The organism is Ensifer sp. ENS10 (genome assembly GCF_014852025.1).
In the GTDB taxonomy this organism is placed as follows: domain Bacteria; phylum Pseudomonadota; class Alphaproteobacteria; order Rhizobiales; family Rhizobiaceae; genus Ensifer.
In genome coordinates, this window is the sequence record NZ_JACVAS010000008.1 from 141,659 (window position 1) to 161,779 (window position 20,121).

18 protein-coding genes, 1 tRNA gene and 1 pseudogene are annotated in these 20,121 nt (G+C 61.3%); 9 read left to right on the forward strand and 11 right to left on the reverse strand.

Features of this window, described 5'->3' with window-relative positions:
* Positions 1-135: 135 nt before the first annotated feature.
* From IB265_RS25160 to IB265_RS25170, 3 genes are all read right to left on the reverse strand, one after another.
* Entirely contained in the window at positions 136-1,458 is a 1,323-nt protein-coding gene (locus IB265_RS25160; protein WP_057255863.1) for a homoserine dehydrogenase, read from the reverse strand.
* A gap of 150 nt (positions 1,459-1,608) precedes the next feature.
* A complete protein-coding gene (locus IB265_RS25165) occupies positions 1,609-2,826 on the reverse strand; it encodes an LL-diaminopimelate aminotransferase (protein ID WP_057255861.1) in 1,218 nt (405 codons plus the stop codon).
* Positions 2,827-2,951: 125 nt separating this feature from the next.
* Entirely contained in the window at positions 2,952-3,260 is a 309-nt protein-coding gene (locus tag IB265_RS25170) for a hypothetical protein (protein ID WP_057255859.1), read from the reverse strand.
* A 108-nt stretch (positions 3,261-3,368) separates the two neighbouring features.
* Between IB265_RS25170 and phaC the strand changes: the two genes are divergently transcribed.
* The 4 genes and pseudogenes from phaC (at position 3,369) to radC (ending at position 7,614) form a co-directional block, all read left to right on the forward strand.
* Positions 3,369-5,219: a poly(3-hydroxyalkanoate) polymerase subunit PhaC gene (gene phaC / locus IB265_RS25175; protein ID WP_057255856.1), complete on the forward strand. Its 1,851-nt coding sequence runs from the start codon at positions 3,369-3,371 to the stop codon at positions 5,217-5,219.
* Between the two features lie 19 nt (positions 5,220-5,238).
* Positions 5,239-5,958: a DNA/RNA nuclease SfsA gene (gene sfsA / locus IB265_RS25180; RefSeq protein WP_057255854.1), complete on the forward strand. Its 720-nt coding sequence runs from the start codon at positions 5,239-5,241 to the stop codon at positions 5,956-5,958.
* Positions 5,959-5,989: 31 nt separating this feature from the next.
* Complete coding sequence (gene map, locus IB265_RS25185; protein ID WP_057255853.1) at positions 5,990-6,829, forward strand: type I methionyl aminopeptidase; 840 nt, start codon at positions 5,990-5,992, stop codon at positions 6,827-6,829.
* Positions 6,826-7,614 (forward strand): annotated as a pseudogene (gene radC / locus IB265_RS25190) (DNA repair protein RadC). Before map ends, radC begins: the two are co-directional and overlap by 4 nt.
* A 14-nt stretch (positions 7,615-7,628) precedes the next feature.
* Here radC and IB265_RS25195 read toward each other — a convergent pair.
* Positions 7,629-8,672 carry a magnesium and cobalt transport protein CorA gene (locus tag IB265_RS25195; protein WP_082616300.1) on the reverse strand — a complete coding sequence of 348 codons (1,044 nt, stop codon included), beginning with the start codon at positions 8,670-8,672 and terminating at the stop codon, positions 7,629-7,631.
* A gap of 202 nt (positions 8,673-8,874) precedes the next feature.
* Here IB265_RS25195 and sthA point away from each other — a divergent pair, with 202 nt between their 5' ends.
* Complete coding sequence (sthA, locus tag IB265_RS25200) at positions 8,875-10,290, forward strand: Si-specific NAD(P)(+) transhydrogenase (protein ID WP_057255851.1); 1,416 nt, start codon at positions 8,875-8,877, stop codon at positions 10,288-10,290.
* A 187-nt stretch (positions 10,291-10,477) separates the two neighbouring features.
* Positions 10,478-11,302: an endonuclease/exonuclease/phosphatase family protein gene (locus tag IB265_RS25205; protein WP_057256075.1), complete on the forward strand. Its 825-nt coding sequence runs from the start codon at positions 10,478-10,480 to the stop codon at positions 11,300-11,302.
* A gap of 86 nt (positions 11,303-11,388) precedes the next feature.
* On the opposite strand, the gene tig is transcribed toward IB265_RS25205, so the two are convergent.
* From tig to IB265_RS25225, 4 genes are all read right to left on the reverse strand, one after another.
* Positions 11,389-12,867, reverse strand: coding sequence for a trigger factor (gene tig, locus IB265_RS25210; protein ID WP_057255849.1), 1,479 nt, complete (start codon positions 12,865-12,867; stop codon positions 11,389-11,391).
* A 178-nt stretch (positions 12,868-13,045) separates the two neighbouring features.
* Positions 13,046-13,130, reverse strand: a tRNA-Leu gene (locus IB265_RS25215).
* A gap of 183 nt (positions 13,131-13,313) precedes the next feature.
* Complete coding sequence (locus IB265_RS25220) at positions 13,314-13,901, reverse strand: GDYXXLXY domain-containing protein (protein ID WP_057255847.1); 588 nt, start codon at positions 13,899-13,901, stop codon at positions 13,314-13,316.
* Entirely contained in the window at positions 13,898-15,007 is a 1,110-nt protein-coding gene (locus tag IB265_RS25225) for a DUF2157 domain-containing protein (protein WP_192495277.1), read from the reverse strand. The genes IB265_RS25220 and IB265_RS25225 overlap by 4 nt, the downstream gene beginning before the upstream one ends.
* 938 nt (positions 15,008-15,945) lie before the next feature.
* Here IB265_RS25225 and IB265_RS25230 point away from each other — a divergent pair.
* From IB265_RS25230 to trmFO, 3 genes are all read left to right on the forward strand, one after another.
* Positions 15,946-16,089 carry a DUF1127 domain-containing protein gene (locus tag IB265_RS25230; protein ID WP_065376908.1) on the forward strand — a complete coding sequence of 48 codons (144 nt, stop codon included), beginning with the start codon at positions 15,946-15,948 and terminating at the stop codon, positions 16,087-16,089.
* Between the two features lie 420 nt (positions 16,090-16,509).
* Positions 16,510-16,653 carry a DUF1127 domain-containing protein gene (locus IB265_RS25235; RefSeq protein ID WP_082616298.1) on the forward strand — a complete coding sequence of 48 codons (144 nt, stop codon included), beginning with the start codon at positions 16,510-16,512 and terminating at the stop codon, positions 16,651-16,653.
* A 100-nt stretch (positions 16,654-16,753) separates the two neighbouring features.
* A complete protein-coding gene (gene trmFO, locus IB265_RS25240) occupies positions 16,754-18,172 on the forward strand; it encodes a methylenetetrahydrofolate--tRNA-(uracil(54)-C(5))-methyltransferase (FADH(2)-oxidizing) TrmFO (protein ID WP_057255843.1) in 1,419 nt (472 codons plus the stop codon).
* Positions 18,173-18,257: 85 nt separating this feature from the next.
* On the opposite strand, the gene IB265_RS25245 is transcribed toward trmFO, so the two are convergent.
* From IB265_RS25245 to IB265_RS25255, 3 genes are all read right to left on the reverse strand, one after another.
* Positions 18,258-18,725, reverse strand: a complete 468-nt coding sequence (locus IB265_RS25245) for a hypothetical protein (RefSeq protein WP_057255841.1) — start codon at positions 18,723-18,725, stop codon at positions 18,258-18,260.
* 143 nt (positions 18,726-18,868) lie between these two features.
* Positions 18,869-19,711: a phytoene/squalene synthase family protein gene (locus IB265_RS25250; RefSeq protein ID WP_057255840.1), complete on the reverse strand. Its 843-nt coding sequence runs from the start codon at positions 19,709-19,711 to the stop codon at positions 18,869-18,871.
* Between the two features lie 22 nt (positions 19,712-19,733).
* A complete protein-coding gene (locus IB265_RS25255) occupies positions 19,734-20,120 on the reverse strand; it encodes an Mth938-like domain-containing protein (protein WP_057255838.1) in 387 nt (128 codons plus the stop codon).
* Position 20,121: the final 1 nt, after the last annotated feature.

The following is a 20,121-nucleotide window of genomic DNA, read 5'->3' on the forward strand; positions in this document are numbered from 1 at the left end:
TTTCGGCACCGCCCGCCTGAAATGCCCAAATAGGAAAGCCTCGCCGGCATGCTTGCACGACGAGGCTTCCAATCTATCGGTGGCAATCCAGCGCTACGCGCCGACTTGCCTTGCTGCCTGAGGTCTATGCCGTCCTCAGTTCGCCTTCGGGCGTTCGATGCGGATGACCTGCGGTTCGCCGACGAGATAACCCTCGCCCTTGATCGCCTTGATGGCATCGCGAACGGAATGCTCCGAGGTCGCATGCGTCACCAGGATGATCGTCTGCGGCTCGCCGCCTTCCATGAGTTGCTTGGAGTGCTGCATGATCGATTCCAGCGAGATGCCGTTGTCCGCCATGCGGGTGGCGATGCTGGCGAAAACGCCGGTGCGGTCGACGACCTTCAGGCGGATGAAGTAGCCGCCTTCGTGGCTCTGGATCTGCGCGCGCTTGTAGGGAAGCAGCGCATGGGTCGGGCGGCCGAAGGCCGGAACGTGCTGGGCGCCGGGACGGCTCTTCGCAATGTCGGCGATATCGCCGAGCACCGCCGAGGCGGTTGCATTGCCGCCGGCACCGGGGCCGACCATCAGCAATTCGCCGAGAATGTCGGATTCGATTGCGACCGCATTGGTCACGCCGTCGACCTGCGCGATGACGGAATCATAGGGCACCATCGTCGGGTGGACGCGCTGCTCGATGCCGCTGTCGGTGCGCTGTGCGACGCCCAGAAGCTTGATCCGGTAACCGAGATCGGCTGCCGCATGGATGTCGTCGATCGAGATGTTGGTGATGCCTTCGAGATAGATGTCGTCGGCCGCAATCGCCGTTCCGAAGGCAAGGCTCGTGAGGATCGACAGCTTGTGCGCCGTGTCGTTGCCCTCGATGTCGAATGCGGGATCCGCTTCGGCATAGCCGAGGCGCTGCGCTTCCTTGAGGCAGGCTTCGAAGGAAAGCTCTTCCTTCTCCATCTTCGTCAGGATGTAATTGCAGGTACCGTTCATGATCCCGTAGACGCGCGAGATCGTGTTGCCGGTCATGGACTCGCGCAGAGCCTTGATGACCGGGATACCGCCGGCAACCGCCGCTTCGTAGTTAAGCAGCGCGCCCTTCTCCTCGGCGATCTTGGCGAGCTCGATGCCATGGGCAGCAAGCAGCGCCTTGTTGGCGGTCACGACATGAATGCCGCGCTCAAGCGCCGCCTTGACGGCTGAATAGGCCGGATCGCCCGAGCCGCCCATCAGCTCGACGAAGACGTCGATATCGGCGTCCCGCGCCAGCGAAACGGCATCTTCGAACCAGGTCGCCTTCGAAAGATCGACGCCGCGATCCCTGTTGCGGTCGCGCGCGGTTACGGCCGTGGTCTCGATTGCCCGCCCGCACGTTGTCGCAAGCATCTCGTGACGATCCTGGAGGATTCGCACGAGCGAGGCACCGACGGTACCTAAGCCCGCAATGCCGATTTTGAGGGCATCTGCCATAGCCATTTCCTAACATGTAGAGGGCGAGCCGCGAGAACCGCGGTGCCGGCGTGGAAGGAGGCGCACACGAAGCGCGCCGCCCGTCTTGGATCATAAGTTAAGCGGGATGCGGGCGGAAAACCGAGTACACTTTTCCTCATCCCGCTCCAATCACCTGTGCGCGTTGAGCGAGATGACGTTGTGCATCGTCTCGTCGGCGGTCGACAGGAATTTCTTGATGTTGCGCGCCGCCTGGCGAATGCGGTGTTCGTTCTCGACGAGAGCGAGACGCACGTAGTCGTCGCCCTGCTCGCCAAAGCCGATGCCCGGAGCAACTGCCACATCAGCCTTCTCGACCAGGAGCTTCGAGAACTCGAGCGAACCGAGATGACGGAACTTTTCCGGGATCTTCGCCCAGGCAAACATGGTCGCTGCCGGCGGCGGCACGTCGAAGCCGGCCTTGCCGAAGCTTTCGACCATCACGTCGCGACGGCGCTTGTAGATGTTGCGGACTTCGGCGATGTCGCTGCCGTCGCCGTTGAGCGCCTGTGTGGCGGCAACCTGGATCGGCGTGAACGCACCATAGTCGAGGTAGGACTTCACCCGCGTCAGTGCCGCGATCAGCCGCTCGTTGCCGACGGCAAAGCCCATGCGCCAGCCGGGCATCGAAAATGTCTTCGACATCGAGGTGAATTCGACCGTGCAGTCGATCGCGCCCGGAACTTCCAGGACCGACGGCGGCGGCGCGTCGTTGAAGTAGATTTCCGAATAGGCGAGATCGGAAAGCACGATAATGTCGTGCTTCTTCGCGAACGCGATTACGTCCTTGTAGAAGTCGAGCGTCGCCACCTGCGCCGTCGGGTTCGACGGATAGTTGAGGATCAGCGCCAGCGGCTTCGGGATCGAGTGCCGCACGGCGCGTTCCAGCGGCCCGAAGAACGTTTCGTCGGGTTCGACCGAGATCGAACGGATAACGCCGCCCGCCATCAGGAAGCCGAAGGCGTGGATCGGATAGGTCGGGTTGGGGCACAGGATCACGTCGCCGGGCGCGGTAATCGCCTGCGCCATGTTGGCGAAGCCTTCCTTGGAGCCAAGGGTGGCGACGACCTGCGTATCCGGGTTCAACTTGACGCCGAAGCGACGGGCGTAGTAGGCGGCCTGGGCACGACGCAGCCCGGGAATGCCCTTCGACGACGAATAACGATGCGTGCGCGGGTCCTGAACGGCCTCGCAGAGCTTGTCGACAATCGACTGCGGAGTGGGAAGATCCGGATTGCCCATGCCGAGGTCGATGATGTCAGCACCGGCCGCTCGCGCGCTTGCTTTCAAACGGTTGACCTGTTCGAAAACATAGGGCGGCAAACGCCGGACTTTGTGAAACTCTTCCATCTCCAAACCTCATTTGGCGCACGCTCCCGCCAGCGGCTCAAGCCTTGGGAAACCGTGCGCTGTGGTGAACGGCCGTCCATGCGGCCATTGAACGCTTTGCGTCCAAATCACCGGAAAGGCAAGCGCTAATTCTGGATCTCTTTCAGCGTGTCGGTACCGTGCTGTTCGGCGAGTGCACGCATTTCCTTCAGGCGCCGCTGATATTCGGCTTCCGAGATCGCGCCGGACTTGCGCGCAGCGCCAAGCGACGTCAGGCGCGCCTGCATGTCGGCCGCCTCCTCATTGGTCATCTGCGTCGTTGCGGCCGGCTTCTGGCCATAGACCGAAGGATAGTTCTCGAAGTTTGTCTTCTGACTGTTGCAGCCTGCAAGCGTACCTAGCAGAACGATCCCGGCAAGCCAGGTGATGGAACGCTGTTTTCCGACGGCAAGCATACTGAAGACGACCTCTGTTTTGACACGCGACGATGCGCTAGCCCTTGTAATCATTTTCGGGCAGAATGTAAAAATACAAAACAAACAAGATGCTGTGGAGGACGCCGGGTGACAGCAGAGAGGAAAACGGAAGGCACCGCTGGCAAGGACGGCTTCACGGGATTCGACCCCAAATCCGTCGAACCTTATATCGTCAAGGACCCGGAAAGCCTCGCCGTCAACCTCGCCCGCGCCATGGAGCAACTCGGCAAGGCAGCCTCCGCCTGGCTGGCGCCGCGTGAATCGGGGCAGAAATCGGACGTCTTCTCCGAACCCGTCACCGACATGGTGAAAACGCTCTCCAAGGTCTCCGAGTACTGGCTTTCCGATCCCCGGCGCACGCTTGAAGCGCAGACGCACCTGATGGGCAGCTTCTTCGAGATCTGGTCGCGGACGCTCCACCGCATGTCCGGCGACGTCGGAATGCCGGAGCCTGCGGCTCTCCAGCGCACTGACAAGCGCTTTACCGACGAGGATTGGGTGAAGAACCCGTTCTTCGATTTCATCCGGCAGGCCTATTTCGTCACGTCGGATTGGGCCGAGCGCATGGTCGAGGACGCCGAAGGGCTCGACGATCACACCAAGCACAAGGCGGCTTTCTACGTACGCCAGGTTTCGAGCGCGCTCTCGCCCACGAACTTCGTCACCACCAATCCGCAACTCTATCGCGAAACCGTCGCATCGAACGGCGCCAACCTCGTCAAGGGCATGCAGATGTTCGCCGAGGACGTCGCCGCCGGCCGCGGCGACCTCAAACTGCGGCAGACGGATACCAGCAAGTTCGCGATCGGCGAGAATATCGCGATCACGCCAGGCAAGGTCATCGCCCAAAGCGACGTCTGCCAGGTGCTGCAGTATGAAGCGACGACGGAGACCGTGCTGAAGCGACCGTTGCTGATCTGCCCGCCGTGGATCAACAAGTTCTACGTTCTCGATCTCAACCCGCAGAAATCCTTCATCAAATGGGCCGTCGACCAAGGGCACACGGTGTTCGTGATCTCCTGGGTGAACCCGGATGAACGGCACGCAACCAAGGACTGGGAAGCCTATGCGCGCGAAGGCATCGGCTTTGCGCTCGATACCGTCGAGCAGGCGACCGGCGAGCGCGAAGTCGATGCTATCGGCTATTGCGTCGGCGGCACCTTGCTTGCGGCGACCCTCGCGCTGCATGCCGCCGAAGGCGACGATCGCATTCGCTCCGCGACCCTCTTTACCACGCAAGTCGATTTCACCCATGCGGGCGATCTCAAGGTCTTCGTCGACGAGGAGCAGATTCGCCAGATCGAACAGAACATGAGCGTGACGGGCTATCTCGACGGCTCGAAGATGGCGACCGCCTTCAACATGCTGCGCGCCTCCGAGCTGATCTGGCCTTACTTCGTCAACAACTACCTCAAGGGGCAGGATCCCCTGCCCTTCGACCTGCTCTACTGGAATTCCGATTCGACAAGGATGCCGGCCGCCAACCACTCCTTCTATCTGCGCAATTGCTACCTCGAGAACAAACTCTCGAAGGGCGAGATGATGCTGGCGGGCCGGCAGGTGTCGCTCGGCGACGTGAAAATCCCGATCTACAATCTCGCCACCAAGGAAGACCACATCGCCCCGCCGCGGTCGGTTTTCCTCGGCAGCTCTTCCTTCGGCGGCAAGGTCACCTACGTGCTTTCCGGCTCCGGTCACATTGCCGGCGTCGTCAACCCGCCGGACAAGGGCAAGTATCAGTTCTGGACCGGAGGCGCGCCCAAGGGCGAGTTTGACGATTGGTTCAAGGCTGCGAAGGAAACGCCGGGATCCTGGTGGCCGCATTGGCACCAATGGATCGAGAAGCTCGACAAGAGACGCGTTCCGGCCCGCAAGCCCGGCGGCCCGCTGAATTCGCTCGAGGAAGCGCCGGGCTCGTACGTTCGCGCCCGGGCATGAAACAGTTGCAGGACATGTCTTGATCTTCGACCCGCCGCTCGCACAGGCAACCCTCGTGCAGCGCTACAAGCGCTTTCTCTTCGATGCGATCCAGCCCGACGGTACCGCCATGACCGGCTCCTGCCCGAACACAGGCTCGATGCGAGGCCTGACGACGCCGGGCTCGCGCATCTGGATGTCGGAACACGACAGCCCGACGCGGAAATACCGTCACATGCTCGAAATCGTCGAAGCCGACGGCACACTGGTCGGGATCAATACCGGCTTGCCGAACCGACTCGCTGAAGAAGCCATTCGACTGCGCCTCGTTTCCGATCTGCATACATATCAAGGCTTCGCGCGGGAACAGAGATACGGCCGCAATTCGCGGATCGATATCCTGCTCAGCGACGCCGATCGAGGCCTTGCCTATGTCGAGGTGAAGAACGTGCATTTCAGTCGCACGCCCGGTCTCGCGGAGTTTCCAGATAGCCCGACGGCACGCGGCGCCAAACATCTCGACGAACTCGGCGACATGATCGCAGCCGGTCACCGCGCCGTCATGATCTATCTTGTGCAGCGCGGCGACTGCGACCGTTTGAGAATCTGCCGCGATTTCGATCCGGCCTATGCGCAAGCCTTCGATCGCGCCATGGCGCGTGGGGTCGAGGCCTATGCGATCAAATGTCAGGTATCGCCGACGCAAATCCGTCCGACCGGATTGATGGCAGTGGACGAAGGCGCCCTCGCTGCTCTATGAAATCCGACTTGGAACAAATGAAAGCTTTGGAATGGTGACTTACATCGAGGCAGGGTCGGCCCCCTACAAAAACACCGGCGTTATCCGGCTCTACGCACCGGAAGATTTTGAGGGCATGCGCAAGGCCTGCCAGGTGACGGCGCGCTGCCTCGACGAACTCGTTTCGCGCGTTCAGCCGGGCGTCACGACCGACGAGATCGACCGCTTCGTCTTCGAGTTCGGCATGGACAATGGCGCCCTGCCCGCGACGCTGAACTACCGCGGCTACACGAAGTCCTCCTGTACCTCGATCAATCACGTCGTCTGTCACGGCATCCCCAACGACAAGCCGCTACGCGAGGGCGACATCGTCAATATCGACGTTACCTATGTCGTCGATGGCTGGCATGGCGACTCGAGCCGCATGTATCCGGTCGGCGAGATCAAGCGCGCGGCCGAGCGGCTGCTCGATGTCACCCATGAAAGCCTGATGCGCGGCATTGCCGCTGTACGCCCGGGTGCTCGCACCGGTGCCATCGGCGAGGCGATCCAGACCTATGCCGAAGCGGAACGTTGCTCGGTCGTGCGCGATTTCTGCGGCCACGGCGTCGGCAAGCTTTTCCACGACGCGCCGAACATCCTGCACTACGGCCGCGCCAACGAGGGCCCCGAATTGCGCGAGGGCATGATCTTCACCATCGAGCCGATGATCAATCTCGGCCGTCCGCATGTGAAGGTGCTCTCGGATGGCTGGACCGCCGTTACCCGCGACCGGTCGCTTTCGGCGCAGTACGAGCACACGGTCGGCGTGACCGCCGAGGGGTGCGAGATCTTCACGCTGTCGCCGGCCGGCCTGTTCAAGCGGGGTCCCAACAACGTCGGCGCTGCATGAAGAAGCGTCCGATCTCCCCTGAAGGCGACGAAACGCCATCGACGGACGAGAGGACGTTTTTCCCGTAATTGCAGTTGGACGGCGGACCGGCGGCCAAGAAGGCGCCGGCGCCCGAAGCGCATTATCACGGCCATCGCGATCGGCTGCGCGCGCGTTACCGCGAGCACGGCGACGCGGCGCTGGCCGACTACGAGATCCTGGAAATGCTGTTGTTTCGGCTGATCCCGCGCAAGGATACCAAGCCGATCGCCAAGGCGCTCATCAGCCGTTTCGGGACGCTTGCCGGCGTCTTCGGCGCGCCGATTGCGCTATTGCAGGAGGTGAACGGCATCGGCGAGGCCGTTGCCCTCGACCTAAAGCTGATCTCCACCATCGGCCATCGCACCCTGAAAAGCGAGCTTCGCCAGAAGCACCTTCTCTCTTCCTGGAGCGCCGTCATCGATTATTGCCACGCGGCAATGGCCTACGAAACCAAAGAGCAGTTCCGGATCCTGTTCCTCGACAAGCGCAACACGTTGATCGCCGACGAGGTGCAGCAGACCGGTACGATCGACCACACGCCTGTCTATCCGCGCGAGGTGGTCAAACGCGCACTCGAACTCTCCGCCACCGCGATCATTCTCGTGCACAACCATCCGTCCGGGGACCCGACGCCGTCGCGCGCCGATATTGACATGACCAAGCTCATCGTCGAAACGGCGAAACCGCTGGGGATCGCCGTGCACGATCACATCATCATCGGCAAGGATGGGCATGTCAGCCTGAAGGGCCTACGCCTGTTCTAACGGCGCGCCGGCTCTCACAGCCACTTCGCGCGACGGAAGAAGCGAAAGAGCGTCAGGCACAAACCGATGATCACCGCCAGCACGACGAAGTAGCCGTAGCGGAACTTCAACTCCGGCATATCGTCGAAGTTCATGCCGTAGATACCGGCTATCGCCGTCGGCACGGCAAGGATCGCGGCCCAGGACGCCAGCTTGCGCGAAATTTCCGTCTGTTCGGATTGCCCGACCATCAGGCTCGCCTCGAAGGTAAAGGCAAGCACCTCGCGCAACGCATCGATATCCTCCTGCACCCGGCGCACGTGGTCCGTCACGTCACGGAACAGCGGCTGCAGCGCCGCATCCATGCCTGGCAGATCGATGTGCTCGTGCCGGCGGCAGACATCGACGAGTGGCACCACGGCATTGCGCAACCTGAGAAGATTGCGGCGCATCAGGTAGAGTCGTTCGATGTCACCCTTGACCAGTCGCTCCCGCAACAGCCGATCTTCCAGTTCCTCCACCTCCTCATGGATCGCCTCGATGACCGGCATATAGTTGTCGACGATGAAATCGAGGATCGAATAGAGGATATAGTTTTCGCCATGGGCGAGTGCTGCCGGGGAAGATTCGCAGCGCTGACGCACCGCCATGTAGGACGTGGACGCACCGTGCCTGACCGAGACGACATAACCTCGCCCGACGAAGAGATGGGTCTCGCCGAAGGCGATCTCGTCACCAACCATGTGGGCGGTGCGCGCCACGACGAAGATCGAGTCGCCATAGATCTCTAGTTTTGGCCGCTGGTGCGCCTTGCAGGCGTCCTCAATCGCCAGGTCGTGCAGGTCGAACTCCTGCTGTATCTGGCGCAGCAGTTCCGCATCAGGCTCATGCAGCCCAATCCAGACCACCGCGCCCGGCCGCGAGCGCCATTTGCCGGCATCTTCGATGCCGATATCGCGTACCCTTACGCCGTTTTCATAGACCGCCGCCGCAACGACACCCGGCCGATGGTCCGGTTGCCGGATGACGCCCTCGTCGTCAGGCTGCGGCACCGCCCTGTTCGTCAGCTCCAATCCCATCGCCACCCTCCCAGGCAAATACGACACCGATGGGCCCGGCATGTCGTAACGAAGCCAAGCATACGCACATTCCCTTATATTCTCATCCAGCTGTTTCGGCTATGAAAACCACTTCATTAAACCGTGCCATTGACGGTATAGACGCTTGCAAGCGAGAGTTTTTGCGATGCACAACGATTCTTCCCTTCAAACGGAAATGCCCATGACTCAGTTCGATCTCATCGTCGTCGGAAGCGGGCCCGCCGGCCGCCGCGGCGCCATCCAGGCCGCCAAGCTCGGCAAGAAGGTCCTCGTCATCGAACAGGGAAAACGCGTCGGCGGCGTTTCGGTGCACACGGGCACCATCCCCTCCAAGACGCTGCGGGAGACGGCGCTCAATCTTTCCGGCTGGCGCGAGCGGGGCTTCTACGGGCGGGCCTATCGCGTCAAGCAGGAGATCAGCGCCGACGATCTCCGGCAACGGCTGATCATCACCCTCAATCACGAGGTCGAGGTCCTCGAACACCAGTTTGCCCGTAACCGCGTGCAGCAGATGCGCGGCAAGGCAAGCTTCGTCGATCCGACCACGCTCGAGGTCGTCAAGGACGACGGCGAGACCCTGCTTGTTTCAGGCACCAGCATCATGCTTGCCGTCGGCACCAAGCCTTTCCGTCCGGACTACATGCCCTTCGACGGCAAGAGCGTGCTCGACAGTGACGAACTGCTCGATATCGCAGAACTGCCGCGTTCGCTCGTCGTCATCGGCGCCGGCGTCGTCGGCATCGAATATGCGACGATCTTCAGCGCGCTCGACACGCACGTGACGGTCATCGACCCGAAGACAACGATGCTCGACTTCATCGACAAGGAGATCGTCGAGGATTTCATCTACCAGCTGCGCGATCGCAACATGAAGCTGCATCTCGGACAGAAGGCCGAGACGGTCGAGCGGCTCGACGATGGTAAGGTCCTGCTGACGCTCGACAATGGCCGCAAGATCGTCACCGACATGGTGCTTTTCGCCGCCGGACGCATGGGGGCAACCGATACGCTCAACCTGCCGGCCGCCGGGCTCGAGGCAGACAGCCGCGGGCGGCTCAAGGTCAATCCGGAGACGTTCCAGACATCGGTCCCGAACATCTATGCCGCCGGCGACGTCGTCGGATTCCCGAGCCTTGCCTCGACCTCTATGGAACAGGGCCGCATTGCGGCTCGCGTTGCTGTCGGCGCGATTGCCATGGAACCGCAGAAGTATTTCCCCTACGGCATCTACGCGGTGCCGGAAATCTCCACCTGCGGCCTTTCGGAAGAAGAGGTGAAGGAACGCGGCATCCCTTACGAATGCGGCATTGCCCGTTTTCGCGAGACCTCGCGCGGTCACATCATGGGTCTCGAATCCGGTCTTCTGAAGATGATCTTCTCGATGAAGACCCGCCGTCTCCTCGGCGTGCACATCATCGGCGAAGGCGCGACCGAGCTGGTCCACATCGGTCAGGCTGTGTTGAACCTCAAGGGCACGGTCGAGTATTTCGTCGAGAACACCTTCAACTACCCGACGCTTGCCGAAGCCTACAAGATTGCCGGCCTCGACGCCTGGAACCGCATGGGCGAGATCAAGCAGGAACTGCCGAAAGCGTAAGCCGCTAGCGACATATCTGAGCACGCATCAAACGACGACAACGGCAGTCAAAGGGATCCAATTCGATAGGTGACGAGCAATACCGCTTTGTCACCTATCGCCCAGAGCGCCGTTCAAGATTGCGTGCACGCCACCATGCCAGCGAATCGGGTAGCCTTGCCGCTCCTGATGAAGAGACATGAACGCCATGCGCATCCTTTCCCTCAATGCCTGGGGCGGCAAGCTCCATTCCCCATTGATGAGATATCTGGCGGAAGTCGACGCCGATGTCCTGTGTCTGCAGGAGATCGCGCGGTCGCCGACGACCGACGCCGAATGGCTCACCTATCGCGATACAGATGTCGAACTGCCGCAGCGCGCCAACCTCTTCGATGAGATCGCGGCAGCACTTCCTTGGCATGATGGCTGCTTCTGCCCGACGGCGCGCGGCACGCTCTTTGACGGCGACAGGCCGGTGGCCTCGGAATTTGGGCTCGCGACCTTCGTCCGACGCTCCCATTCCGTCATCGGTCAGGCGCTCGGCTTCGTGCATGGCAGCTTTTCATCCGAGGGCTGGGGGCCACATCCACGTGCCCGCAATGCCCATTGCATCCGCCTGTTCGACCATGATGCCGGCACGGCAATCACCATCGCCCAGATGCATGGCCTACGGGAGATCGGCGGCAAGAACGACACACCGGCACGGCACGCGCAGGCAGACGCGCTGGTAAACCTCATCCGTCAGGTCTGGCCGGGCGATGAGCGGCTTGTCGTGTGCGGTGACTTCAACGTGCTCCCGGACAGCGTGACCTTTCAGGTGCTCGCAGAGCTAGGGCTGACTGACCTGGTCGTTTCCCGTGGCCACACGGATACTCGGACGTCGCACTATCTGAAGGGCGGCCGCTTTGCCGATTACATGCTCGTGAGTGGCGAGGTTGATGTCGCCCGGTTCGATGTCGTCGAACGGCCGGAAGTCTCCGACCATCGCGCCCTCCTCCTGGACATCGGCCGGGCCATTTCGCCACGCCGCTGAGACGGCGACGTCACCGACGCCCCTCAAACGAAAAAAACCCTGCCGCAAGCGGCAGGGCTTTTTTGATTCCTAAGGCTTCGGTCCGATTACTCGGCGCTGTCGTCAGCGGCCTTCTTCTTGGCCGGAGCCTTCTTCTTCGGAGCGGCGGCTTCTTCGCCTTCGGCGGCTTCAGCCTTGGCAGCGGCCTTCTTCTTGGCCGGAGCCTTCTTGGCAGCCTTGCCTTCGCCCTCTTCGTCGTCAGCCGTCAGCTCTTCCTTGGAAACCGTCTTGTCGGTTACCGAGATTTCGCCGAGCAGGTGGTCGACGACCTTTTCTTCGAACAGCGGAGCGCGCAGCGAAGCGGCAGCACCGGGGGTGTTCTTGAAGTAGTCGAGGATCTGCTTTTCCTGGCCCGGGAACTGGCGGAGCTGTTCGAACAGCGAACGCTGCAGTTCGTCGTCGCTGACCTGGACGCCGGCCTTTTCGCCGATTTCCGAAAGAACCAGGCCGAGGCGAACGCGACGCTCGGCGAGCTTGCGGTATTCGGCGCGGGCTTCTTCTTCGGTGGTTTCTTCGTCAGCGAAGGTCTTGCCGGCCTGCTGCAGGTCGGTGTTGATCTGGCGCCAGATGTTTTCGAATTCGGCTTCGACGAGGCGCTCCGGCGTTTCGAACTGGTAGAGTTCGTCGAGCTGGTCGAGGATCTGACGCTTGACCTTCTGACGGGTCAGGTTGCCGTACTGGCTTTCGATCTGGCCGCGGACGATTTCCTTCAGCTTGTCAGCCGATTCGAGGCCGAGCTTGGTGGCCAGTTCGTCGTTGATTTCGATGTCCTGGGCGGCAGCGACGTCCTTGACGGTGATGTCGAAGGTCGCTTCCTTGCCGGCGAGGTTTGCGGCCGGGTAGTCAGCCGGGAAGTTGACAGTGATGGTCTTTTCGTCGCCGGCCTTCAGGCCAACGAGCTGCTCTTCGAAGCCCGGGATGAAGCGGTTGGAGCCGAGAACCAGCTCGGCGTCTTCGTCCTTGCCGCCGTCGAAGGCTACGCCGTCGACCTTGCCGAGGTAATCGATCGTGACGCGGTCGCCGTTGGCGGCCTTGCCCTTCTTCGATTCGTAGCTGCGGGCGCTTTCGGCGATCTTCAGGATCTGCTCGTTGACTTCTTCGTCAGCGATCTCGACGACTTCGCGGGTCACCTTGATGCCGCTCACGTCCTTGAGTTCGATCGCCGGGATGATTTCGTAGGCAACGGTGAACTCGAGGTCAGCTTCCGCATTGAGGATCTTGTCGGCTTCGGCCTCGTCCTCGGTCATCGCGACTTCCGGCTGGGTCGCCGACTTCTCGCCGCGGCCCGACAGGATCTCGGTCGGCTTCTCGCGGACGATCTCATTGACGAGGTCGGCCATGATCGACTTGCCATAGACCTTCTTCAGATGCGCAACCGGCACCTTGCCCGGACGGAAGCCGTTGATCTTCACACGGTCCTTCACTTCGGCCAGGCGCTCGTTCATCCGAGCTTCCATGTCCTTGGCCGGGATAACGACCTTGAGTTCGCGCTTCAGCCCTTGAGCGAGCGTTTCGATAACCTGCATGTTCAAACCTTCATTTCACGTTGACTGTGCTCTTCCCCTTCGAAAGGTCTGGCGAGCACGTGAGCCGATCCATTTGCCGGGAGTGGCTTTACGCAGTTCTGCAACCGTTTTGCAAGCAAAATGGCACTCCAGCCCCCTTCATCCTCGCAGAATCCGGACTTTAGGCGCGATCGCTGTCTGGTGCGGGTAGAGAGACTTGAACTCCCACGCCTTGCGGCACCAGAACCTAAATCTGGCGTGTCTACCAATTTCACCATACCCGCGTTCAGACAATCGCACCGCCTGACCGTATTTCCGCAAGTCCAACCAGCGGAATACCGCGGATACAATGGGCATGCTGAAAGTTCAGGGCTTTCCCGAGCGCGGCGTCTCTATATCACTCGTTTTCACGGGATCAAAGGGAAAATGCGGAATTCCACGACGGATCGGAGCGCGTTCGCGGAGCTTCAATAAAGGGGCTCTTCATAGACCGGGCTGCCATTGACCGCGATCTCGCGGATCTGTGCTCTGCCCTTGCCATCAACGCGGATGTTGACGGAGAGCGCCTCGGCATTGCGCGCCTCTTCCAATGTGCGCCCTTCGCCCTCCGGCACGTAGAAGCGCTCGATGCCATAGTCCACGGTCAAGGGTAACGGCGACGGCGACGGATAGTAGGAGAATGGAAGCGAGCGGAGCACGACGCTGTCGCCGGTCACCGGCAGCGGCTGGAACGACGCTTCTGTCGCCGTCCAGAACCCGTCTGGCTGCTTCGCCAGCCGAACATAGAGCATCACCTCGCCCGATTGTGTCGGAAGTCCACCTTTGAACAGTTCCGGCTGCAACCTTGAAATATCATAGCTCAGTATCACGTAGTCGCCTCTGAGCAGGTCGCGCGGATCGACGGGCACGGTCTTCAGAAGGACATCCCGCCCGCTTCTGAGGATCGAAGCCCTGCTTTCGATCATGTAACCGAGCGCCGCCGTCTGGACGCCGGCCACAAGCAGGGCGGCGAGCAGCGGGTTCAGCCAACGTCTGGTCGATGCACCACTGTTCATTGAGAAACCTCCGCCTGGCGCGTTCGCGCCATATGCCCCTCGATCCGAATGACCAGCCAGGCGATGCACGCGACGACCAGGCCCGAAATCAGGAAGAAGCCCGATGTGCCAAGCATCGATCCCAAGGTTTCGAAGGCGAGATAGAGAAGCTCGCCGGCAAAGGCGATGTAACCGAGATAACGCACCGCCCCGTTCTGCGCACCGGCAAGCGCAATGCCCAGGAGCGCAACCAACAGCGTGCCTGTTCCGGTCGCGACCTCCGTCGTCACCCCAACCGCCTCGTATTGAAGTCCGGTGAAACCAAGCAGGGCGAGCGCGAAGGAATAGAAAGCGGGCGCTGAACCCGCCTCGAGCGCAAGTTGGCGCACGGGCGAACCCGGCAGGGTCGCCGCCAGAAAGGCCGCAAGGCCGAGGACTGCGAGGCCGACCGCGAAAGCAAGTGACGGACTATCCAGATAAAGCCAGCCGAGCCAGGAAAGGACGAGCAGATAGGCCAGATGCCGGGCCCTGCCCGCCTCCGTGAAGCGGACCAGAAGAACGACGATCACGGCCAGAACCGGCACGGACCACAAGTGCCAGTCAGAAGCCGTGCTGAAACCATTTTCCGTCAACATGGTACCGAAATAGAACCAAGCGAGCCCGCCAGCGGCCGTTGCCATCGCTGCAGAGCGAAACGCGAGCGCCGAAAGGCAGGCGCCAACGAACCAGAGCAGCGCTGCATCCGCCGCATCGCCCGACAAATGATACATCTGCCCGATGAGCGCGATGCCGCCGCCAAAGGCCGCCGCGCCCAGAACCAGCGCCGCGGCGGCAAATGTCGTCCTGCCATTCTGGATCAGCCAGGCAGCGGCGAAGTGGAAGCCCCAGATCAAGGCGACGATGCCGGCGACGCGCGCGAGGCGCGGCAGTTCCTCCCAATTGGCGGCAACAAGCAACAGGATCGATGCGCATAACAGAAGGGCCGCCAGCATAAGCAGGACGCGCCCTGCCCGGAACGTCGACTCGCGTCCGTCATACTCGGCAAGCATGGCGCGCGCGGCATCTTCCTGCAGCAGCCCCTTGTCGATCCAGTGTTTGAAGTCTCGCTCGAGACGCGCGCGATACATCCTGCCCCCAGCCCTAAGAATCCAATGCTTGAAATGATCCCGTTGCGTCACCAGCTAACCACGTATCGGCGCGGAAACACAATCGCTCTGTCGCGACTGAGGCCCCGAGCCGAAAGAGACTGATGAACGGCTTGCGCGATGCGCATATCTTCCATGCGGATATTGCACTGCACAAATCGATTTAAAGCCCCTATATTCAAATCATCAAAGGCGAACGACGGCATGAAGCCAGACGGTCGCCGGCGGAAGCGGCCAACCGCCTCAGTTTACTGAGAAAGGCCCGGGCAAAACCCGAGAGAATTCGGTCGAGCGTACTCCTCCTCCCAACGCTCCTCCGATCAGATTGGCAACACTCCTCCTCCCAGTTGCCAATCACTTCAAATGACGCTCGCTGGACCTCCTCCCCCAGCGGGCGTTATTGTTTTCAGCCCTCCCCCAGCAAGAAAATCTCCGACTTTGCGCAATTGCACAATATTCGTGCACACTTTCTCTGTATTCGCTCGCAGCCATGCACTCGATGCATAGGTGCCATTCTGGATCAGCGCTACCCTTCCGCCCGACTCCATACTATCTTCAACTCATCGATCGGGGCGGCGCACTCCTCCTCCCAGCGCCCCTCGATTTGGATCGGCGACACTCCTCCTCCCGGTTGCCGATCAGAACAAAGCGACGCTCGCTGGATCTCCTCCCCCAGCGGGCGTTGTTTGTTTTCCGGCCCTCGATTTGGGTCGAAAGCTTCAATCATCAGAACCTGATTGCAGATGCGTTTCGAACGCCATCCGACGTCTGTCCGCCGCGCTCAGGCTTGCACGTGCTGCATGGGTGCGATGCAGCATTATCTCTGTAACTTCTGCTCAAAACGATTATATTCCAGACCATCAGATGACGGCCAGCAAGAGAGATGAGCGCTGGCACACGACCCTAGAAAGGATAGGATCATGAACCTCGCACGTTCTTTCAACAATTGGCGCAAGTATCGTCAGACCTGCAACGAACTCGGCCGCATGAGCGACCGTGAGCTGAGCGACCTCGGCATCGGCCGCGGCGACATCCCCTACGTTGCTCGCCAGGCGATCAAGTAATTCAGGCTGCGCTTCAAGCGCGACCGACCTCCAGTAAACGCCCTCCGGTTCATTCCGGGGGGCGTTTTCTTTTGCCTCTTGCTCTGGCGTCACCGCCGCCCTTTCGCACGTGCGAAATGCTGTAGCCCACCTCGCCGGCGAGCAGCGAGCACCACCCTCGTGCCACGCATTGCAACCGCTCGCGCTCCAATTCCAAAAACATATGAAAAACAAAACACTAGAGCGTAGTGATCCGCATTTTAATCAATCGTTAATTGATGCCACCTTTTGAAGCGGTGCCCATCTATGCGGCGATGCACTGCACAAATGCATAGCAGCTGCATTTTCTTTGCACTCCACCTTCTAATTAGACAAGCGTATAAGAACCTCAACGACGCAGACAGATGGCTGTCGCGACAAACCGATCTTGAGGAAAAAGTCATGAACCCGATTCGTATCGCAAAAAGCTGGATCAACTACCGCCGCACCGTCAGCGAGCTCGGCAACCTGTCGAACCACGCTCTCAGTGATATCGGCATCACCCGCTACGATATCCGCAACATTGCGGCCCGTTCCTTCCGTTAATCTCAACGGTTCGAACTGACTTCCAAAACGGCGCCCTCCGGGCGCCGTTTTCGTTTATTGACATTGGAACGAAGGGCCGAGCCGTGATAGGAAGCCGCCCATGAGCAAAGACACCTCTTCCCATTCTCCCATCCATGTCGTCGGCGGCGGCCTTGCCGGTTCGGAGGCTGCCTGGCAGATCGCCGAGGCCGGAGTCCCGGTCATACTGCACGAGATGCGCGGCGTGCGCGGCACCGATGCGCACAAGACGGACGGTCTCGCCGAACTCGTCTGTTCCAACTCGTTCCGCTCGGATGATGCGACCAGCAATGCGGTCGGCGTTCTGCATGCGGAAATGCGCCTTGCCGGCTCGCTGATCATGAAGTCCGCCGATGCCAACCAGGTTCCGGCCGGCGGCGCGCTCGCCGTCGATCGCGATGGATTCTCTGACGCCGTCAGCGCTGCGATTGCGGCCCATCCGCTGATCACGGTCGTGCGCGAAGAAATCACCGGCCTACCGCCGAGGGAATGGGACCTCGCGGTCATCGCGACCGGCCCTTTGACGGCACCCGATCTTGCAGAAGCCATCCGCACGGAAACGGGCGCCGATGCGCTCGCTTTCTTCGACGCCATCGCGCCGATCGTCTACACCGAGACGATCGACATGGACGTCTGCTGGTACCAGTCGCGTTACGACAAGGTCGGCCCCGGCGGCACCGGCAAAGACTACATCAACTGCCCGATGACCGAGGAGCAGTACAACGCCTTCGTCGACGCGCTGATCGCCGGCGACAAGACCGGCTTCAAGGAATGGGAAGGTACGCCCTATTTCGATGGCTGCCTGCCGATCGAGGTCATGGCCGAACGCGGCCGCGAGACGCTGCGTCACGGGCCGATGAAGCCGATGGGCCTCACCAATGCCCATAACCCCACGGTCAAGCCCTATGCCGTCGTGCAGCTGCGCCAGGACAACGCGCTTGGCACGCTCTACAACATGGTCGGCTTCCAGACGAAACTGAAATACGGCGCCCAGGCGGAAGTCTTCCGGATGATCCCGGGCCTGGAGAATGCCGAATTTGCACGCCTCGGCGGCCTGCACCGCAACACCTACATCAATTCGCCGACGCTGCTCGACCGAACGCTGACGCTGAAGTCGCGCCCGGGCCTGCGCTTTGCCGGTCAGATCACCGGCTGCGAAGGATACGTGGAGAGCGCCAGCATCGGCCTGCTCGCCGGGCGCTTCGCCGCCGCTGAGCGCAAGGGCGCGACTTTGGCCGCACCGCCAGCGACCACCGCCTTCGGCGCGCTGCTGAACCATATCACCGGCGGGCACATCGTTTCCGACGATGAGCCGGGCAAACGTTCGTTCCAGCCGATGAACGTCAATTTCGGCCTGTTCCCGCCGCTCGATCCGGGAGCAATCACCAAGCCGGAGGGCGCCAAGCGCTTCCGTGGCAAGGAAAAGGCCGCTGCCAAGAAGCAGGCAACGGCGTCGCGTGCGCTCGCAGATTGCGCCGCATGGCTCGGCAAGTCCGCCTGACGGCGAATATGAGACCAGAACAACGAAACGGCCCGCTCGTGATACCGCCAGCGGGCCGTTTCTTTTGAATGGAACTGTGAAGTCGCTACTCGCTCGACTGCGCTGCAGGGGACAGTTCCGAGTTGGGCTGCGTGAATTCCGATTTCGGGTTGAAACTGCCGAGCAGCCAGAGAGAAACTTCCGCCGCCTCGCCGGCGTTCTGGAACTCGAAGGCATTGTCCAGATAGGCAAAGTCGGGGAAATGCACGATCAGCCCACGGCCGGTCTCAGAGCTGTTCACCCGGACCTTTCCAGGCTGGATGACGTGGCAGACATAGTGCGTGCCATGCGATTGGATGAAGCCCGCCTTGCCGTCGTGCAGCCTCAGGAAGATCGCCTTCCGATCCGCGGTGGAATGCAGTGCCCGGATCGCCTCATCCGGAAATGCGCGCCCGAATTCCACCATCGCAGAACCTGCATCGGGATTGTCCCAATCCCGCTCGGCACGAGCGTTCATCCACATGTAGAATGCGCCGGCCAGAACAATGACGGCGATGAGCAATAACCAAAGCATCCGCGGGCGCTCCCCTTCGCTCGGCATGACGCCGATAAACCGCTTCTATAGACTACGAGGCTTGTGCCAATTTGGCGTCCCGTCGGGCGCGCCGACGCGGAACGCATCGGGTTCTTAACAAGTAGCGCGTCTGCTTTGCCGCCCTAGAAGCGACGCCGCCGAGCGGCGCGCCACATCCACCATTGCCGCCGCCATTGCGCCGGCCGGATGGGTGTCTTTAAAAGTCCAGCGCCAGCCGCCTCGGCGCGATCGAAGATCGGCTCGGCCAGCGCGAGCGGCACGAACGCCGGAAAATTCGACGGCGAGATCGCCGCCATCTGAGCCCGTGCCTTGGCCAGATGATCCCGCCCGAACCCAGAAAATGCCCTAATCGCCCGGCCGATACCGTCGCTGTCTTTGCCGGCAATAAGCGTTTCCCGATCAAGGCCGGTCGCGCGCAGCAGTTCTGCCGGCAAATAGACCTGGCCGCGTCTCAGATGCAGCGGCAACAGCATCAGGAGGCCGGCGACAGTCTGCGCCACACCGGCGTGACCAGCGGCTTCCGCCGATTTGGCCGCATTCTGCGGGTCGAGCACCAGCGACGAGAGCTGGATCAAGGCCGAAGCGGTCTCGCCGGCATAACCTTCGAGCGCCGAGCGGTCTTCCAAGGGGTCGTCATAGAGATCGAAGATCCGGGCATCGATCATGTTCTGCAGGACCGAGACCGGCAGCCTGTGCTCGCGAATGCACTGCAGAAGCGCTTCGGCGAGCGGATGCCCCTCACCGGAGGCTGCATCGTTGCCGATGAGATCGCGCCACCACTGCATGCGGATTTCGCCTGGAATCGGCTCATGCACGAGATCGCGAATTCGCGCGATTTCCGCGTTGAACGCATAGAGTGCCGCGAGCGAGCGCTGCTTGTCGGCGGGGGCAAGCAGGCAGGCGAGATAGCGGTCGCGGTCCGTATCCCTGAGGTCGGCCAGGATCTGAGCGGAAATATCTTGCACGTCGTCTTCCCCGAATGCCCGATCAGACAGCGATCAGCGCGACGGCGACAGCACGCGATTCGGCCAGCATCACATTGTAGGTGCGAACCGCAGCCCCGGTGCTCATCGGATCCGACGATACATTGACGGCACGCAGCGCGGCCTTCAGGTCTGCGGGCAGCGGGCGGATGTCCTTACCGGTGCCAACCAGCAGTACTTCGATGTCTTTCGCCTCATCGATGACCCTGAGGAATTTCTCGACGGCCAGGGGATCGCCTTCGGCCACGTCCCACGCATAGACGCCCGAGGGCAGCATCAGGATCGAGCCGCGATGCGACATGTCCGCAAAGCGAAAGCCGCCGTTGCCATAGGCATCGATCGGTGCGCGGCCCGGAAAATGCGCTTCGCGAATTTCAATACCCTTGGGCATT

Coding starts and splice junctions, on each gene's coding strand:
- IB265_RS25225 (WP_192495277.1), bottom strand. CDS start 15,007: ATGTATCGCGCGCGTCTCGAGCGAGACTTCAAACACTGGATCGACAAG.
- IB265_RS25205 (WP_057256075.1), top strand. CDS start 10,478: ATGCGCATCCTTTCCCTCAATGCCTGGGGCGGCAAGCTCCATTCCCCA.
- tig (WP_057255849.1), bottom strand. CDS start 12,867: ATGCAGGTTATCGAAACGCTCGCTCAAGGGCTGAAGCGCGAACTCAAG.
- sthA (WP_057255851.1), top strand. CDS start 8,875: ATGACTCAGTTCGATCTCATCGTCGTCGGAAGCGGGCCCGCCGGCCGC.
- map (WP_057255853.1), top strand. CDS start 5,990: ATGGTGACTTACATCGAGGCAGGGTCGGCCCCCTACAAAAACACCGGC.
- IB265_RS25195 (WP_082616300.1), bottom strand. CDS start 8,672: ATGGGATTGGAGCTGACGAACAGGGCGGTGCCGCAGCCTGACGACGAG.
- IB265_RS25170 (WP_057255859.1), bottom strand. CDS start 3,260: ATGCTTGCCGTCGGAAAACAGCGTTCCATCACCTGGCTTGCCGGGATC.
- IB265_RS25160 (WP_057255863.1), bottom strand. CDS start 1,458: ATGGCAGATGCCCTCAAAATCGGCATTGCGGGCTTAGGTACCGTCGGT.
- IB265_RS25165 (WP_057255861.1), bottom strand. CDS start 2,826: ATGGAAGAGTTTCACAAAGTCCGGCGTTTGCCGCCCTATGTTTTCGAA.
- IB265_RS25235 (WP_082616298.1), top strand. CDS start 16,510: ATGAACCCGATTCGTATCGCAAAAAGCTGGATCAACTACCGCCGCACC.
- IB265_RS25220 (WP_057255847.1), bottom strand. CDS start 13,901: ATGAACAGTGGTGCATCGACCAGACGTTGGCTGAACCCGCTGCTCGCC.
- IB265_RS25230 (WP_065376908.1), top strand. CDS start 15,946: ATGAACCTCGCACGTTCTTTCAACAATTGGCGCAAGTATCGTCAGACC.
- IB265_RS25245 (WP_057255841.1), bottom strand. CDS start 18,725: ATGCTTTGGTTATTGCTCATCGCCGTCATTGTTCTGGCCGGCGCATTC.
- trmFO (WP_057255843.1), top strand. CDS start 16,754: ATGAGCAAAGACACCTCTTCCCATTCTCCCATCCATGTCGTCGGCGGC.
- IB265_RS25255 (WP_057255838.1), bottom strand. CDS start 20,120: ATGCCCAAGGGTATTGAAATTCGCGAAGCGCATTTTCCGGGCCGCGCA.